At 70.3% G+C, this 15,337-nt stretch carries 16 protein-coding genes; 1 reads left to right on the top strand and 15 read right to left on the bottom strand.

All coding sequences use genetic code 11. The features are described from left to right. Positions 1 to 120: 120 nt before the first annotated feature. The 15 genes from sucD to H7965_RS18970 all read right to left on the bottom strand — a co-directional run bounded on the left by sucD (position 121) and on the right by H7965_RS18970 (position 14,318). A complete protein-coding gene (gene sucD, locus H7965_RS19040; RefSeq protein ID WP_186772172.1) occupies positions 121 to 1,005 on the bottom strand; it encodes a succinate--CoA ligase subunit alpha in 885 nt (294 codons plus the stop codon). Positions 1,006 to 1,008: 3 nt separating this feature from the next. Further along, positions 1,009 to 2,205, bottom strand: coding sequence for an ADP-forming succinate--CoA ligase subunit beta (gene sucC, locus H7965_RS19035; protein ID WP_186772171.1), 1,197 nt, complete (start codon positions 2,203 to 2,205; stop codon positions 1,009 to 1,011). Positions 2,206 to 2,254: 49 nt separating this feature from the next. Then, positions 2,255 to 3,208, bottom strand: a complete 954-nt coding sequence (gene mdh, locus H7965_RS19030; protein WP_186772170.1) for a malate dehydrogenase — start codon at positions 3,206 to 3,208, stop codon at positions 2,255 to 2,257. A gap of 126 nt (positions 3,209 to 3,334) precedes the next feature. Beyond that, positions 3,335 to 4,618 (bottom strand): TRAP transporter large permease, encoded by a 1,284-nt coding sequence (locus H7965_RS19025; protein ID WP_186772169.1) that lies wholly within the window; start codon positions 4,616 to 4,618, stop codon positions 3,335 to 3,337. Next, positions 4,615 to 5,085 (bottom strand): TRAP transporter small permease, encoded by a 471-nt coding sequence (locus H7965_RS19020; protein ID WP_186772168.1) that lies wholly within the window; start codon positions 5,083 to 5,085, stop codon positions 4,615 to 4,617. Before H7965_RS19020 ends, H7965_RS19025 begins: the two co-directional genes overlap by 4 nt. A gap of 9 nt (positions 5,086 to 5,094) precedes the next feature. Next, a complete protein-coding gene (gene dctP, locus H7965_RS19015; RefSeq protein ID WP_186772167.1) occupies positions 5,095 to 6,099 on the bottom strand; it encodes a TRAP transporter substrate-binding protein DctP in 1,005 nt (334 codons plus the stop codon). A gap of 106 nt (positions 6,100 to 6,205) precedes the next feature. Further along, positions 6,206 to 7,120: an isocitrate lyase/PEP mutase family protein gene (locus tag H7965_RS19010; protein WP_186772166.1), complete on the bottom strand. Its 915-nt coding sequence runs from the start codon at positions 7,118 to 7,120 to the stop codon at positions 6,206 to 6,208. A gap of 99 nt (positions 7,121 to 7,219) precedes the next feature. Next, positions 7,220 to 7,942 carry a sulfur oxidation c-type cytochrome SoxA gene (gene soxA / locus H7965_RS19005; RefSeq protein WP_186772165.1) on the bottom strand — a complete coding sequence of 241 codons (723 nt, stop codon included), beginning with the start codon at positions 7,940 to 7,942 and terminating at the stop codon, positions 7,220 to 7,222. 135 nt (positions 7,943 to 8,077) lie between these two features. Further along, complete coding sequence (gene soxZ, locus H7965_RS19000) at positions 8,078 to 8,398, bottom strand: thiosulfate oxidation carrier complex protein SoxZ (RefSeq protein ID WP_186772164.1); 321 nt, start codon at positions 8,396 to 8,398, stop codon at positions 8,078 to 8,080. A 3-nt stretch (positions 8,399 to 8,401) separates the two neighbouring features. Beyond that, positions 8,402 to 8,875, bottom strand: coding sequence for a SoxY-related AACIE arm protein (locus H7965_RS18995; RefSeq protein WP_186772163.1), 474 nt, complete (start codon positions 8,873 to 8,875; stop codon positions 8,402 to 8,404). Beyond that, positions 8,841 to 9,272 (bottom strand): sulfur oxidation c-type cytochrome SoxX, encoded by a 432-nt coding sequence (gene soxX / locus H7965_RS18990; RefSeq protein ID WP_222440705.1) that lies wholly within the window; start codon positions 9,270 to 9,272, stop codon positions 8,841 to 8,843. Before soxX ends, H7965_RS18995 begins: the two co-directional genes overlap by 35 nt. Positions 9,273 to 9,280: 8 nt before the next feature. Beyond that, the gene (locus H7965_RS18985; RefSeq protein WP_222440704.1) at positions 9,281 to 11,464 is read right to left on the bottom strand and encodes a xanthine dehydrogenase family protein molybdopterin-binding subunit; all 2,184 of its coding nucleotides are present in this window, start codon (positions 11,462 to 11,464) and stop codon (positions 9,281 to 9,283) included. Positions 11,465 to 11,476: 12 nt separating this feature from the next. Beyond that, positions 11,477 to 11,941 carry a (2Fe-2S)-binding protein gene (locus tag H7965_RS18980; protein WP_186772162.1) on the bottom strand — a complete coding sequence of 155 codons (465 nt, stop codon included), beginning with the start codon at positions 11,939 to 11,941 and terminating at the stop codon, positions 11,477 to 11,479. Positions 11,942 to 12,207: 266 nt separating this feature from the next. Further along, positions 12,208 to 13,590, bottom strand: coding sequence for an ATP-binding protein (locus tag H7965_RS18975; RefSeq protein ID WP_229682703.1), 1,383 nt, complete (start codon positions 13,588 to 13,590; stop codon positions 12,208 to 12,210). Continuing rightward, positions 13,587 to 14,318: a response regulator gene (locus tag H7965_RS18970; RefSeq protein ID WP_186772161.1), complete on the bottom strand. Its 732-nt coding sequence runs from the start codon at positions 14,316 to 14,318 to the stop codon at positions 13,587 to 13,589. Before H7965_RS18970 ends, H7965_RS18975 begins: the two co-directional genes overlap by 4 nt. 162 nt (positions 14,319 to 14,480) lie before the next feature. On the opposite strand from H7965_RS18970, the gene H7965_RS18965 reads away from it, so the two are divergent. Beyond that, positions 14,481 to 15,206, top strand: coding sequence for a DNA-3-methyladenine glycosylase family protein (locus H7965_RS18965; RefSeq protein WP_186772160.1), 726 nt, complete (start codon positions 14,481 to 14,483; stop codon positions 15,204 to 15,206). Positions 15,207 to 15,337 lie beyond the last annotated feature (131 nt).

Raw genomic sequence — 15,337 nt, 5'->3', positions numbered from 1 at the left:
TTGCCGGGATAGGTGCAAACCAAGGCGGGTCGCAGTCCAGTTGGGACTGCGACCCGCCCTGGCCTGCTGCATTCAAAGCGGCTCCACGCTCCGGGCGTTCACGCCTCGGAGCGCCCCGCTCTAGCCCTTCAGCGCCTTCACCATGGTCGAGCCCAGCGCTGCCGGGCTGTCGGCCACATGGATGCCGGCCGCCTGCATCGCTTCCATCTTCGCCGCCGCCGTGTCCTTGCCGCCGGAGATCACCGCGCCGGCATGGCCCATGCGGCGGCCGGGCGGGGCGGTGGCACCGGCGATGAAGCCGACCACCGGCTTGGCCCCGGCGCCGCTGTTCTCCCGCCGCAGGAACTCGGCCGCCTCGACCTCGGACTGGCCGCCGATCTCACCAATCATGACGATCGATTTGGTTTCGGGGTCGGCCAGGAACATCTCCAGCACCTCGGTGAAATCCATGCCCTTCACCGGATCGCCGCCGATGCCGACGCAGGTGGACTGGCCAAGCCCGGCCGCGGTGGTCTGCGCCACCGCCTCATAGGTCAGGGTGCCGGAGCGGCTGACGATGCCGACCGAGCCGCGGCGGTGGATATGGCCCGGCATGATCCCGATCTTGCAGGCGTCCGGGGTGATCACCCCCGGGCAATTCGGCCCGACCAGACGTGACTTCGAGCCGGAAAGCGCCCGCTTCACCCGCACCATGTCGAGCACCGGAATGCCCTCGGTGATGCAGATGATCAGCGGCAGCTCGGCGTCGATGGCCTCAAGGATGGCATCCGCGGCGAAGGGCGGCGGCACGTAGATGACGCTGGCATCGGCGCCGGTGGCGGCGACGCAATCAGCCACGGTGTTGAACACCGGCAGGCCGATATGGGTGGTGCCGCCCTTGCCCGGCGTCACCCCGCCCACGTAGTTGGAGCCGTAGGCGATGCCCTGCTCGGCGTGGAAGGTGCCCTGGGCGCCGGTGAAGCCCTGGGTCATCACCCGGGTGTTGGCGTCGATGAGGATCGCCATGGCTCAGCCCCCCTTCTTCACGGCGGCGACCACCTTCTGGGCGGCATCGGCCAGGTTGTCGGCGGGGATGATGGCGAGGCCGCTCTCGGCCAGGATCTTCTTGCCGAGCTCAACATTGGTGCCCTCGAGCCGCACCACCAGCGGCACGGAGAGGTGCAGGTTCTTGCTGGCCTCGACGATGCCGGTGGCGATCATGTCGCATTTGGCGATGCCGCCGAAGATGTTCACCAGGATCGCCTTGACGTTGGCATCCGAGGTGATGATCCGGAACGCCTCGGTGACCCGGGCCGCATCCGCCGTGCCACCGACATCGAGGAAATTCGCCGGCGAGGAGCCATAGAGCTTGATGATGTCCATGGTCGCCATGGCGAGGCCTGCGCCATTCACCATGCAGCCGATCTCGCCGTCCAGCGCCACGTAGTTCAGGTCGTTGCGGACCGCATCCAGCTCCTTCGGATCCATCTCGCTGTCGTCGCGGAGGGATTCGAGGTCCTTGTGGCGGAACAGCGCATTGTCGTCGAAGGAGACCTTGGCGTCGAGGGCGACGATGTCGCCAGCGCCGGTCACCACCAGCGGGTTGATCTCGACGATGGCGCAGTCCAGCTCCTGGAAGGCACCGTAGAGCGCTGTGGCGAATTTGGTGAAGCTGCCGACCTGCTTGCCGCTCAGCCCCAGGCCGAAGGCCAGCTTGCGGGCATGAAAGCCGGACAGGCCGGAGGCCGGGTCGATCGCCACCTTCAGGATCTTCTCGGGGTGGTGCTCGGCCACCTCCTCGATCTCCATCCCGCCCTCGGTCGAGGCCATGATGGTGAGGCGAGAGGTGGCGCGGTCCACCAGCAGGCCGAGGTAGAGCTCGCGGGCGATGTCGCAGCCGGCTTCGACATAGACCCGGGAGACCAGCTTGCCCTGCGGGCCGGTCTGCTTGGTGACCAGCGTATGGCCGATCATCGCCGCCGCGGCCGCCTTCGCCTCGGCCGGGGATTTGGCCAGCCGGACGCCGCCCTTGCCGTTGGGATCGTCGGCGAAGCGGCCGGCGCCGCGGCCGCCGGCGTGGATCTGGGACTTCACCACGGTGACCGGCCCGGGCAGCTTCGCCGCCGCTGCCTCAGCCTCCTCCGGCGTCCAGGCCACATGGCCGTCGAGCACGGCGACGCCGTAGCGGCGCAGCAGCTCCTTCGCCTGGTATTCATGGATGTTCATGCTGTCATCCTGCCTGTGGAGCCGCTGCGGGGGCTGTCGATATCGAGGATCAGACGCCGAGCTTCTTGAAATCCTCGATCAGCTTCTTCACCGCATCGCAGGATTTGTCGAAGGCGGCCTTCTCTTCCGCTGTGAACTGCACCTCGACGATCCGCTCCGCGCCCCCGGCCCCGATCACCACCGGGACGCCGACGTAGAAGTCCTTCAGCCCATACTCGCCGTTCAGCATGACGGCGGCCGGCAGCACCCGCTTCTTGTCGAGCAGATAGGCCTCGGCCATGGCGATGGCGCTGGCTGCCGGGGCGTAGAAGGCGGAGCCCTTCTCCAGCAGCTTGACGATCTCGCCGCCGCCATTGGCGGTGCGCGCCACGATGGCGTCGATCTTCTCCTGCGTCGTCCAGCCCATCTTGATGAGGTCGGGCACCGGGATGCCGGCGACGGTGGAGTAGCGGGTCAGCGGCACCATGGTATCGCCGTGGCCGCCCAGCACGAAGGCGGTGACATCCTCGACCGAGACGTTGAACTCCTGCGCCAGGAACAGGCGGAACCGGCTGCTGTCCAGCACGCCGGCCATGCCGATGACCTTGTGCGCCGGCAGGCCCGACTTCTGCTGCATCACCCACACCATCACGTCGAGCGGGTTGGTGATGCAGATGACGAAGGCGTCGGGGCAGTGGGTCTTGATGCCCTCGGCCACCTGGGCGATGACGCCGGCGTTCTTGGTCAGCAGGTCGTCGCGGCTCATCCCCGGCATGCGCGGGAAGCCGGCGGTGACGATCACCACATCGGCGCCGGCGATGGCGGCGTAGTCGTTGGTGCCGGACATGGCGCTGTCGAACCCGTCGACCGGGCCGGACTGCATGATGTCGAGTGCCTTGCCGGCGGCGACGCCCGGGAAGACATCGAACAGGACGACATCGCCGAGTTCCTTCAGGCCGATCAAATGGGCGAGCGTGCCGCCGATGTTGCCGGCGCCGATCAGCGCGATCTTCTTGCGGGCCATGACGCGTCCTTACAGGGAGGCCGAGGGGAATTGCTGCGGCCGCTTCCTAACCCGCCCCGCGAGGGGGGGCAAGGCGGCGGGCGATGCAAGCGGGGTGCCGCCCGCCCACCGGGCGAGCGCCCGCCATCAGAGCATCCCAGGCAGCCAGAGCGCCATCCCGGGGAAGGCCAGCAGCAGCGCGATCAGCACCCCCATCAGCGCCACATAGGGGACCGTCCCGGCCGCCACATCCTCGAACCTGCCGCCGCCGATGCCCTGGATCACGAACAGGTTGATCCCGAAGGGCGGGGTGATCTGGCCCATCTCGATCAGCACCACCAGCAGCACGCCGAACCAGACCGGATCGATGCCATAGGCCAGCAGCACCGGATGCAGCAGCGGCACGGTGATGACGATCATCGCCAGGCTGTCGATGAAGCAGCCGAGAATGATGTACAGCACCGCCACCGCCAGCAGGAAGCCGAGCCGCGGCAGGCCGAGGCCGACGATCCATTCGGCCACCGCCCGGCCGATCCCGGTGACGCCGAGGCTGTAGGACAGCAGCGCCGCCGCCAGCACGATGAACAGCACCGAGGCGGTGGTCCGCACCGTGGCCGCCAGGGAAGCTCCCAACACCTCGGCATCGCAGCGGCCGAACAGCGCGGCGAGCGCCACCCCGCCGAGCACCCCCACCGCCGCCGCCTCGGTCGGCGTGGCGACGCCGCCGTAGATCGAGCCCAGCACCAGGCCGATCAGCAGCACGAAGGGCAGCAGGTCGCCGGCCATGGCACCGAGGCCGCGGCCGTCGGGCACCGCCCGCGGCGCGGTCGCCGGGTTGCGCAGCGCCCGCCAGGCGATGAACGCCATGAACATCCCGGTCATCGCCAACCCCGGGAGGATCCCCGCCGCGAACAGCTTCGAGACCGAGGTTTCGGTGAAGGTCGCATATACGATCATCGCGATGGATGGCGGGATCAGGATGCCGAGGGTGCCGCCGGCAGCGAGCGAGCCCGCCGCCATGCGCTGGTCGTAGCCGCGGGCCCGCATCTCCGGCAGCGCCACCGTGCCGATGGTGGCGGCGGTGGCGACGGAGGAGCCGTTGATGGCGGCGAACAGCGCGCAGCCGGCGATATTGGTCTGCAGCAGCCCGCCCGGCAGGCGGCCGGTGACGCGACCCAGGCCACGATAGGCCCGGGCGCCGACCCCGCTGCGCAGCAGGATCTCCGCCATCAGCAGGAACAGCGGAATGGCCGTGAGGGTGAAGCTGTTGAGGCTGCCCCAGGAGACGAGCCCGATCGCCCGGAAGGCGTTCCACCCGCCGTGGTCCCACAGCAGCAGCAGCGCCCCGACCGCGACCGCGAAGGGAATCCAGAAGCCGGCGAGGAGCAGTACCAGGAAGACGCAGGCGGCGATGGCCGCGCCGGCCGTCATGCCGCCGCCCCCCGCCGCAGCAGCCGCGCCAGCCCGATCAGCAAGGTGAGGATGAGCAGCGCCAGGCCAAGCGGCATGACCGCCTGCGGCAGCCAGAGCGGCACTTCCAGCCAGCTGGCGGAGACGGTCTCCCGTCGGAAGCTGCTCTCGACCTGGCGCCAGATCCAGTAGAGCGCGATGGCGGAGACGGCTAGCGCGCCAAGGTGGAACAGCAGGTCCAAAGCCCGTCGAACCGCCGCCGGCAGGCGCTGTTCCACCATTTCCACCCGCAACAACGACCCGCTGGCCAGCGCCGGGCCAAGGCCGAGGAAGACGCTGGCCACCAGCAGATAGCCGCCCAGCTCATCGGCCAGTTCGAAGGAGACATCGAAGAAGAACCGGGCGATCACCTCGGCGGCGGTGACACCCGCCATGGCGACGATCATCAGCGCGGCAAGCGCCGTCGCCGCCGTGTTCAGCACGCGCATCCGGGCGGCTCAGCGGCCGAGGACGCGACGGGCGGCGGCCAGCGCCTCGCGCGCATCAGATTGATGGCGCTGCGCCCATTCGCTCCAGAAGGGGGTGATGCGCTCCATGCCGCGGGCGACATCTTCGGGCTTGGCTTCCGTGGTGACGATGCCGCCGGCGGCGATCTGCCGGGTCAGCTCCGCCTCCTCGCGGAAGTGGCCCTCGGTGGAGTTGCGCGCCGCCACCTCGGTCTCCCGCAGCAGGATCTCGCGCTGCGCCGGGGTCAGCGTGCCGAAGGCCTCCTCATTGGCGATGAAGTAGGCATCGAAGTAGTTCACCGCCAGGCGGTAGCTGGTCTTCAGCAGATCCTTCCACAACCGCCCGCCGCCGACGCTGGCCGTCAGCACGCCGTCCACCGTGCCGGATTGCAGAGCGGAAGGCACCTCGGGCCCGCCGATGGTGACGGCGGTCCCGCCGAAGCGGCGGATGAACTCACCCTGTTCCGGCGAGGTGACCCGCATCTTCATGCCGCGCAGATCATCCAGCGAGGCGACCGGCTTCGTTGACCAGATCACCTGGTTGGGAAACCAGTATTGCGCCAGCACCACGCAGCCACGCCGCTTGTAGGCGCGTTCGAGGAAAGGCCGCACCACGGGGCCGACGCGGACCGCTTCCTCCGGCGAATGGATCAGCATCGGCAGGCGCAGCACGCCGCCGATCGGGATGGCGCCGACGAAGAAGCTGTCGTCGGCCATCTGGACCACGCCGTCGCCGGTCGCCTGGGTGATGGTCTGGATGTTGATCGGCAGGCTGCCGCCGACATTCGGGCGAAGCCGCAGCGCGCCACTGGTCGCCTGCTCCATCCGCTGCGCCAGCGCCTCCAGCTCCTTGTACGGGGTGAGCTGGACGGACGGGGCCGAGGAATAGACAGTCCAGCTGGTCGATTGCGCACGCAGTGGCGTGGCGGTGGCGAGCGGCAGCCCGGCGGCGGCGCCAAGCAGGTGGCGCCGGGGCAGGATCGGATTGATCGGCATTCCTGGAACTCCTCCTGTCTCCTGCCTTGTTGCAGGCCTTGTGGAGGATGCTACACAGGCAATGGCAGCAGGGCGATACGCCACGCCGCGCGAAATCCGCGCGGCGCTACGCGTTGCCCGGCGGCACGGTGTAGCGCGCCTCCACCGCATACCAGCGCTCATGCTCGAACAGCGACCACAGTCCGGTATGGTCCAGCATGCGGTCGGCCATGCCGGCAGTGGTGCCGGTCGCGCCCAATTCCTGCAGCAGCAGCTGGCCCATTCGCGCCATGATGCGGGTCAGCGAGTTGGGATAGATCGCCAGCCGGTAGCCGATCGCCGCCAGCTCCGCGGCCGGCACCACCGGGGTACGGCCGCCCTCCACCATATTCGCCAGCATCGGCCGCCCGGCAGCGGCGCAGGCGCGGCGCATCTCGGCGGCGGATTCCGGCGCCTCGACAAAGAGCACGTCGGCGCCGGCCTCGGCATAGGCAGCGGCGCGGTCGAGCGCGGCCTCCAGCCCTTCCGAGGCACGGGCATCGGTGCGGGCGACGATCACCGTATCGGGGTCGAGCCGCGCATCGGCGGCGGCACGGATGCGGCCCACCATCTCGGCCGTCGAGACCAGCCGGCGGCCGGGCTCATGGCCGCATTTCTTCGGCCAGGCCTGATCCTCGATCTGGATGCCGCTGACCCCGGCGCGCTCCATCTCCCGCACCGTGCGCATCACGTTCAGCGGGCCGCCATAGCCGGTGTCGGCATCGGCGATGACCGGGATGGCGACGCAATCGGCGATGCGCTTCACCCGGTCGAGGATCTCGGCGAAGGACAGCATGCCGACATCCGGCGCGCCCAGCGCGCTCATCGAGACGCCGGAGCCGGTGACGTAGAGCGCGGGGAAGCCGGCGGTATCGACCAGCCGGGCGGAGACGCAATCGAAGGCGCCCGGTACCTGCAGCAGGGCGGGGCCGGCGAGCAGCTGGCGCAGCCGCGCGCTGCGGCCGGTGGCGAGGCGGAGGCCGACGGGAAGCTCGCCACTCATGCGTCGCCGCTCCACCGCGCTATCATTGCAACGTTCATGCGCATCGCCGTCGCCTCCCGTTCCGCGCGGCACTGTGCCGGCGGGCGAAGGCGACGGCAATCAGGGCCGGATGGCTGGCGTCTCCACCACCAGACCACGGGCTCGCATCGCCAGGTACGCCTCCAGCGCCAGATACTCCGGCGCATCAGGTGGAAACGGCTCGGACCGCACCCCGACCATGCAACTGCGGAGCCGCCGCCGCAGGGAACCGAGGCCCTGCCACTCCAGCCGGTACAGCGGATAGCCATTGGCATGGCCTTCCGGGATGGCGCTGCCGGCGAGCCGCCGCCCGGCATTGTCGTCATGGCATTGCGCACAGGAGAGGTTGAGCTGGCCGCGGCGTTCGCGGAACAGCGCCTCCCCCTGTCGCCGCGCCGGGTCGAGCCGCGGATCGGGGTCGGGCGCCAGCGGCAGGCCGCGCGACTGGTTCGCCACATAGGCGGCGAGCGCCAGCGCCTCGGGGCTTTCGGTCGGCAGCGGCGCGGCGCCCTGGCGCTGCTCGCGGCATTGGGCGATTCGGCCCGCCAGATCGATCGGCCCATCGCGCCCAGCGTCGAACACCGGGTAGCGCGCGGCGACCCCCACCATCTGCGCCGGGGTATGGCAGCCGGTGCAGCCCTGGCGCTGGAACAGCGCCTCGCCCTCGGCGACCCAAAGCATGCCGGGGTTGGCGAAATCATCCCGCTGCATCGCCTGCAGCTCCGGCGTCATCGTCTCGAAGCCCGAGCGCGGACCGGCGCCGAGGGCGAGCAGCGCCAGGGCCAGCGTGGCGAAGCGTCTCATACCGCCCGGCATTGAGTCATGATCTGCCGGCCGCGGCAGGCGGCCGAGCGCCCGGTGGCGCGTCGCCAAGCGGCGCGGATGCGCTGCGCCCGGCGATTGAGGGCCGCAAATGCGCAGGCAATTTCTCGGCTGATATCATACCACCTCCAGGGCCCGCGTCTCGGTCTGGGCGAAGCCGTTGTCGCCCTCCCAGGTGAAGACGAGGATGCCACTCTCGGCGGCGGTGATGGTGAAGCTGAGGAAGGGGTTGGCGGCGATGGCCGGATGCAGCGCCGCCTCGAACACCAGGCGGTTGTTGTAGTGGCAGGTGAAGCGTCGGATGATGTCGCGGGGCTGCACCGTGCCATCGGCGCCGGGCCGATAGCCGGTTTCCATCGGGTGCTGGATCAGGGTGCGGATCTCCACCACCTCGCCACGCGCGGCGGTGGCGGGGATGCGGAGCAGGGTGCGGGCCATGGCTCAACCCTCGACGCAGGCGGCGAGGGTGACCACCACCTGCGCCTCGGCGAAGCGGAAGCTGCCATCGTTCAGCGCCGCCACCGCCACCAGCCGCTGCGAGGTGGCGAGGCGGATGCGGGTGCCGATCCGCGCCGTGCCGGACCAGGGGCCGAGCACCGCGGTCAGCACATGCGGCTGCGGATTGCGCTCATTGAAGATGCCAATGGCACGGATATGGTCGGCCTCGGTCATCGGGCTTTCGGCCTCCACGGTCAGTGGCACGGCATTGCCGTTCTCGACCAGCGGCGGGATGTCGAGGGTCACCCCGCCCGGCTGCGGCGCGACGCCACCGGTGAAGCCGCGGATCGCCGCCTGCATGGTCTCGGTTGCTGCCGCGGCCGGGCGCAGCAGGGCGATGGCAAGCAGCCCGCCCAGGAACGGACGGCGGCCAGCCGGCGCATCACTCCTGCAATGTGACGAGAAAAGCGACGACATCCTCGATCTCCTCCGCGCTCAGCACGGTCCGGCCCTGCCAGGCGCGGCCGACCCGGACCAGGCCCTCGGTGCTGTAGTAGGCGGGCATGAGGGTGGCAGGGTTCAGGCGCCGGCCATCGACCAGCCGCAGCCGGAGCTGGCCTTTCGTCAGCCGCGCCCCTGCCCCGGCCAGGCTCGGTGCCAGATCGCCCTGGAAGGGCTCCTCCGGGAAGGGCCCGCTGTGGCAGAGCAGGCAGAGCCCGCGCTGCCGGGTGGTGACGATGGCGCGGCCCCTCGCCGCATCGCCCGGCGTCCCGGTCAGCGACGCCGGTATGGTATCGCCCACCACCTGGAAGGCGGCGGGCTGCGCCAGGACCGGCGCCGCCCACAGCAGCAGCGCGGCGCAGGCGGCCCGCAAGGCGCAGCTTACGCCCGGCGCAGATCGGTATGGCGGAGCGGCAGGGTCCGCACCCGCTTGCCGGTGGCAGCGAAGATCGCGTTCAGCACCGCCGGCGCGGCGACCGCGATGGTCGGCTCGCCGACACCGCCCCAGAAGCCGCCGGAGGGCAGCAGGATGGTCTCGACCGCCGGCATCTCATCCAGCCGCAGCACCGGGTAGCTGTCGAAATTCTCCTGCTCGATGCGGCCCTTCGCCACGGTGCATTCGCCATGGAGTGCGGCGCTGAGGCCGTAGACGAAGCTGCCCTCGACCTGCGCCGCGATCTGCTGCGGGTTCACCGCATGGCCGGGGTCGGTGGCGGCGACGATGCGGTGAATCTTCAGCTCCCCGGCATCGCTCACGGACACCTCGGCGCAGGCGGCGACATAGCTGCCGAAGCCCATGGTCTGGGCAAGGCCGCGATGCACCGGCATGCCGTCCTTCGGCGCCGCCGGCGTGCCCCAGCCGGCCCGTTCCGCCACGGCATTCAGCACCGCCAGATGCTTCGGGTGCCGGGTCATCAGCGCGCGGCGGAACTCCAGCGGGTCGCGGCCCGCGGCATGCGCCAGCTCGTCGATGAAGCATTCCAGGTAGATGGTGTTCTGGTTCAGATTCACCCCGCGCCAGAAGCCCGGCGGCACATGCGGGTTGCGCATGGCGTGGTCGATCAGGATGTTCGGGATGCCGTAGCCGATCGCCGCCTCCTCGCCGCCGGGGTTCAGCCCCTGGAACACCACCGGGTCGCGCCCGTCGCGGATGTTCTGCGGGAAGATCCCGGCGACGATGGACTGGCCGGAGATGCGCATGGTCAGCCCGGTGAGGTTGCCCTGGGCGTCGAGGCCACCAACCAGCTTGCACTGCGTGACCGGATGGAACCGGCCATGCAGCATGTCCTCCTCCCGCGACCACAGCAGTTTCACGGGTGTCCCCGGCATCTGCCGGGCGATCTCCACCACTTGGCGGACCCAGTCATGCACCGCGCCGCGCCGGCCGAAGCCGCCGCCGAGATGGATCTTGTACACCTCGCATTTGCTGGGCGGCAGGCCGGCAGCCTCGGAGGCTGCGGCCAGCGCCGCCTCGCCATTCTGGGTCGGGGTCCAGACCTCGCAGCGATCGGCGGTCCAGAGCGCCGTCGCGTTCATCGGCTCCATGCAGGCGTGATTCTGGAAGGGATAGGCGTAGACCGCCTCCACCGTCTTCGCCGCCACGCCAATGGCGGCCTTGGCATCGCCGGCGCGATTGCCGACCGCGGCCTCCGGCGCGTCCAGCCCCGCCTTCAGCCATTCGGCGATGCTGGCGGAGGAGACCTCGGCGTTCGGTCCTTCATCCCATTCGATCGGCAGCGCATCCAGTGCGGATTTTGCCTGCCACCAGGTATCGGCCACCACGGCGACAGCGCTGTCGCCGACCCGCAGCACCTTGCGCACCCCGCGCCGGTTGGCGACCACCGCCTCATCCACGCTGCGCAGCTTGCCGCCAAACACCGGGCAGTCGCGGATCGCCGCGTTCAGCATGTTCGGCAGCTTCAGATCGGCGCCGTAGACCTGCTTGCCATTGGTCTTGTCCACCGTGTCGAGCCGCGGCACCGGCTTGCCGGCGATGGTCCACTCCCGCGGGTCCTTCAGCGTCACCTCGGTCGGCGGGGTGACGCGCGCGGCCGCAGCGGCAAGGCTGCCGTAGCTGGCGGTGCGGCCGGACGCGGCGTGGGTGACGGTGCTGTTCGCCGCGCGACACTCGCCGGCCGGCACGCCCCAGGACTCGGCGGCGGCCTGCACCAGCATCATCCGCGCCGCGGCGCCGCCCTTGCGGACATAGTCGTGGCTTTCGCGAATGCCGCGGCTGCCGCCGGTGGACATGTTCCCCCAGACCCGTTTGCGCGCCAGGTTCTGCGCCGGAGTGGGGTATTCCGTGGTGACCTTGGACCAGTCGGCGTTCAGCTCCTCCGCCACCAGCTGGGCGAGGCCGGTCAGCGTGCCCTGTCCCATTTCCGACCGGGCGATGCGGATGACGATGCTGTCGTCCGGCTTCACCACCACCCAGGCGTTGATCTCCGGTACCGTCGCGCCCTGCGCCGCGGCGCCCGGGATGCGGAAGCCGAGGGTGAAGGCGCCCAGCGCCGCCGAGGCGGTGGCGAGGAAGCCACGGCGCGAGGCTTCGATCTGCTGTGCCATGACGATGCCCCCTCAGCCACGCGCGCCGGTTTCGCCAGCCGCCCGCTGGATGCCGGCGAGCACCCGGTTGTAGGTGCCGCAGCGGCAGATGTTGGTGATGCCGGCGCGGATATCCGCCTCGGTCGGCTTCGGGTTCTCCGCCAGCAGCGCCGCCGCGGCCATCAGCATGCCCGACTGGCAATAGCCGCATTGCGGCACGTCGAGCGCCACCCAGGCCTGCTGCAACGGGTGGCGGCCATCGGGTGAAAGCCCCTCGATGGTGACGATCTTCTGCTCCTCGGTCACCGCCTCCACCGGCAGGGTACAGGAGCGGGTGGCGACACCGTCGACATGCACGGTGCAGGCGCCGCATTGGGCGATGCCGCAGCCGTATTTCGTGCCGGTCAGCCCGATCTGCTCGCGGATGACCCAGAGCAGCGGCGTATCGCCCTCGACATCAACCTCATGCACCTGGCCGTTGATGTTCAGCTTCGCCATCCCGTCCCCCTTCCGGCCCAGGGCCGGCTGTTAGCGCCACGCTAGCAGTTTTACAGGTATCGGGCGGAATGGGGATTCGCTCAGGGCGCGCATTGTTAATCTTCAGCGCAGCGCTGCCTGATCTTAGGAGGCGATACCGGCGGCATGAGTGCTCATTCATGCCAAAGCCGCAACGGGTGCGCATGGTGCAGCGCCGGCCGCCAATGTCAGCAGGCCATGCGGGCGGCGGGCGCCATGAAGCGGTTGATGGCCGGCAACTCCCGCTATCAGGCCGGCAGGGTCACCACCGCCGCCAGCCCGCCGGCCGGCCGGTTGCGCAGCACCACATCGCCGCCGTGGGCACGGATGATGTTGCGGGCAATCGGCAGGCCAAGGCCGGTGCCGCCGGTTTCCCGGTTGCGGCTGGTCTCCAGCCGCCGGAAGGGCTGGAACACCGTTTCCAGCTCCTCGTCGGGAATCCCTGGCCCGTCATCCTCGACCAGGATCCGCAACGGCTGACCATGCGTGCCCGGCGCCGCCAGGGCGATCCGGGCCGCACCGCCATAGGCCAGCGCATTGCCCACCAGATTGGCGATCGCCCGCTTCATCGCCACCGGCCGCGCCTGCACCACCAGCCGCTCCGGCCCCTCATAGGCGATCGCCTCGGCAAGGTCGAGGTGGGCATCCGCCGCCTCGTCCAGCACGGTGCGGCAGAGCGCGGCGAGGTCGAGCGCGACATTCGGCTCGGTCGCCGAATCATCCCGGGCGAAGGCCAGCGTCGCCGCCACCATCGCCTCCATCTCCTCGAGGTCGGACAGCATCTTCCGCCGCTGCTCGTCGTCTTCCATGAACTCGGCGCGCAGGCGGAGCCGGGTGATCGGCGTGCGCAGGTCGTGGCCGATGGCCGCCAGCATCTGGGTGCGGTCGCCGACGAAGCGGCGGATGCGCTCGGCCATGGTGTTGAAGGCATGCGCCGCGGTGGCGACCTCGCTCGGCCCGTTCTCCGGAAGCGGCGGTGCGTTGACGTCGCGGCCCAGCCGCTCCGCCGCCGCGGCCAGCGCCCGTACCGGCAGGGTGAGCCGCCGCACCGCCCACCAGATCAGCAGCCCGCCAGCCAAGGTCATCGCCGCGAAGGCGATGAGGAAGGTCTCCGAATGCCAGGGCCGCGGCGGCGGCAGCTGGATGTTCAGGTTGAGCCATTCGCCACTCGGCAGCCGCAGGCTGACCAGAAAGGTCGGCCCGCGCGGGCTCCAGGAGGTGATGATCTCGCGCGGCCGGAAGCGCGGCGGTCCCTGCCCCACCAGGTCGAGCCGCAGCATCCCCGCCATCGTCGCCGGGATGGAGGGCAGCTCCGGCCGCGCCAGCGGCGCGTCGTCCAGGGTTGCGGTCAGCCCGACCGGCAATTCCAGCTGGGCCAGCATCTGCGCCCGCCGCTGGGGCGGCGCCAGGATCACCGTCCGCCAGGCGCTGATTGCCCGGGCGGAGATCTCCCGCCCCTGGGAGAAGCGCTGCAGGTCGACCCGGTCGAGCGCATGGATGGTCAGCCCGGCCGCCTGGATGACGGTCAGCGCCAGCAGCAGCACCAGCGCGGTGCGCCCGGCCAGGCTGCCCGGCCAGAGCCCGGCCCGCTTCGGCGGCTGGGGCGGCAGCGTCGCCGCCGTGCCGCTCAACTCCGGTCCACCGTGGCGGCCAGGACATAGCCGCCGCCGCGCACGGTCTTGATCAGGCTCGGGTTGCGTCCGTCATCCTCCAGCTTGCGGCGGAGCCGGGAGACGGCGACATCGATGGCGCGGTCGAAGGGCCCGGCCTGGCGACCGCGCAGCAGGTCCATCAACATGTCTCGCGTCAGCACCCGGTTGGGCCGCTCCACCAGCACCTGCAGCAGTTCGAACTCACCGCCGGTCAGCGGCACCTCGACGCCATCCGGGTTGAGCAGCCGGCGCCGGGTCGGCTCCAGCAGCCAGCCGCCGAAGCGCACCGCCTTGGCCGGCGGTTCCTTCGGCCCGGCGCCCTCGCCGCTGGCCCGGCGCAGCACGGCGCGGATACGGGCCAGCAGCTCGCGGGGGTTGAAGGGCTTGCCCAGGTAGTCATCGGCCCCAAGCTCGAGCCCGACGATACGGTCGGTCTCCTCGCTCATCGCGGTCAGCATCACGATGGGCACGCCACCCTCCCCTGGCCCCTGGGAGCGGAGCCATTTGGCGAAATCGAGGCCGCTTTCACCCGGCAGCATCAGATCCAGCACCACCAGATGGTAGCGGCCGAGCGGCCAGAGCTTGCGCGCCTCCTTCGCGTCGCGGGCGGCGGAGACCCGCATCCCCTGGCGTTCCAGGAATTTCGAGAGCAGATCGCGGATCTCGCGGTCGTCGTCGACGACCAGGATATGGGGCTGGGGTTCCATGGCAGTTGTTACATAGTGCCTGCGGCGGAAAATGAGCGGCCAATTCCGGCGCCCATGTTACGGAGTGTTGCGGGCCACCGATCCGTTGCCCATCGTTGCACTTCGGCACGGCCGGGGGGGTTTCAGCAGACATATGCAGGCCCGATCTCAGGTGACGTGGCCATGACCCATCCCCGTCAATGGGCCGATGCGCTACAGGCGGCGGGGATGGTATCCTCCTCCCCAGCCACCCCGTCGCCCCCCCCCTTCCCGCTGCCGCCGCCCTGGGCCATGGCCGGGCTGGCCGCGCTGGTGGCACAGGACCCGCGCCTCGCGCCCATCGAGCCGGCGGCAGGGCCACTGCCCTGGCGCAGCCGGGCCCCGGGCTTCGCCGGGCTGCTGCGGGCGATCTGCGGCCAGCAGATCAGCAACCAGGCGGCGGCGGCGATCTGGCGGCGGCTCTGCGCCGTGCCGGGCGCCCTGGACCCGGCCGGGCTGCTGGCGCTGGATGATGCAACGCTCTGCGGCGTCGCCGGGCTGTCACGGCCGAAGGCGGCGCATGCCCGCTCGCTGGCCGCTGCCTGCCTCGATGGCAGGCTTGATTTCACCGCCCTGGCGGCGCTGCCGGATGCCGAGGCGGTGCGGCGGATGACGCTGGTGAAGGGGCTAGGCCCCTGGACTGCCGAGATTCACCTGCTGTTCGCCGAGCAGCGGCCGGACATCTTCCCTGTCGGCGACCTGGCGCTGGCGGCCAGCGCCGCGCATCTGCTCGGCCTGCCGGCACGGCCAAAGCCGGCCGAGCTGGGGGCGATCGCCTTGGGCTGGGCGCCCTGGCGGTCGCTGGCGGCGCGGCTGCTGTGGCACCATTGGCGCTTCGTCACCGGCCGGCCGGCGGTCGAGGACGGCTGATTCCCGTAAGAGGGGCAAAACCTGTGGTGGTCAGGCGGGCTGGCAGCGCTGCCGGACCAAGTCGGGCAAGTACGGGATGCTGGCTTGGCCTGGGATGCCGAGCCTGGCGCCGAGGTAATCCCAGAAGCTGA

This window comes from Siccirubricoccus deserti (assembly GCF_014283215.1).
GTDB lineage: Bacteria > Pseudomonadota > Alphaproteobacteria > Acetobacterales > Acetobacteraceae > Siccirubricoccus > Siccirubricoccus deserti.
The sequence above is the reverse complement of the archived record's forward strand: the minus strand, read 5'-3'. Positions and strand labels throughout refer to the sequence as shown.

What these genes read in the sequence shown, in the direction of transcription:
- sucD (WP_186772172.1), bottom strand. Translation starts at nt 1,005, where the DNA reads ATGGCGATCCTCATCGACGCCAACACCCGGGTGATGACCCAGGGCTTC.
- sucC (WP_186772171.1), bottom strand. Translation starts at nt 2,205, where the DNA reads ATGAACATCCATGAATACCAGGCGAAGGAGCTGCTGCGCCGCTACGGC.
- mdh (WP_186772170.1), bottom strand. Translation starts at nt 3,208, where the DNA reads ATGGCCCGCAAGAAGATCGCGCTGATCGGCGCCGGCAACATCGGCGGC.
- H7965_RS19025 (WP_186772169.1), bottom strand. Translation starts at nt 4,618, where the DNA reads ATGACGGCCGGCGCGGCCATCGCCGCCTGCGTCTTCCTGGTACTGCTC.
- H7965_RS19020 (WP_186772168.1), bottom strand. Translation starts at nt 5,085, where the DNA reads ATGCGCGTGCTGAACACGGCGGCGACGGCGCTTGCCGCGCTGATGATC.
- dctP (WP_186772167.1), bottom strand. Translation starts at nt 6,099, where the DNA reads ATGCCGATCAATCCGATCCTGCCCCGGCGCCACCTGCTTGGCGCCGCC.
- H7965_RS19010 (WP_186772166.1), bottom strand. Translation starts at nt 7,120, where the DNA reads ATGAGTGGCGAGCTTCCCGTCGGCCTCCGCCTCGCCACCGGCCGCAGC.
- soxA (WP_186772165.1), bottom strand. Translation starts at nt 7,942, where the DNA reads ATGAGACGCTTCGCCACGCTGGCCCTGGCGCTGCTCGCCCTCGGCGCC.
- soxZ (WP_186772164.1), bottom strand. Translation starts at nt 8,398, where the DNA reads ATGGCCCGCACCCTGCTCCGCATCCCCGCCACCGCCGCGCGTGGCGAG.
- H7965_RS18995 (WP_186772163.1), bottom strand. Translation starts at nt 8,875, where the DNA reads ATGTCGTCGCTTTTCTCGTCACATTGCAGGAGTGATGCGCCGGCTGGC.
- H7965_RS18985 (WP_222440704.1), bottom strand. Translation starts at nt 11,464, where the DNA reads ATGGCACAGCAGATCGAAGCCTCGCGCCGTGGCTTCCTCGCCACCGCC.
- H7965_RS18980 (WP_186772162.1), bottom strand. Translation starts at nt 11,941, where the DNA reads ATGGCGAAGCTGAACATCAACGGCCAGGTGCATGAGGTTGATGTCGAG.
- H7965_RS18970 (WP_186772161.1), bottom strand. Translation starts at nt 14,318, where the DNA reads ATGGAACCCCAGCCCCATATCCTGGTCGTCGACGACGACCGCGAGATC.
- H7965_RS18965 (WP_186772160.1), top strand. Translation starts at nt 14,481, where the DNA reads ATGACCCATCCCCGTCAATGGGCCGATGCGCTACAGGCGGCGGGGATG.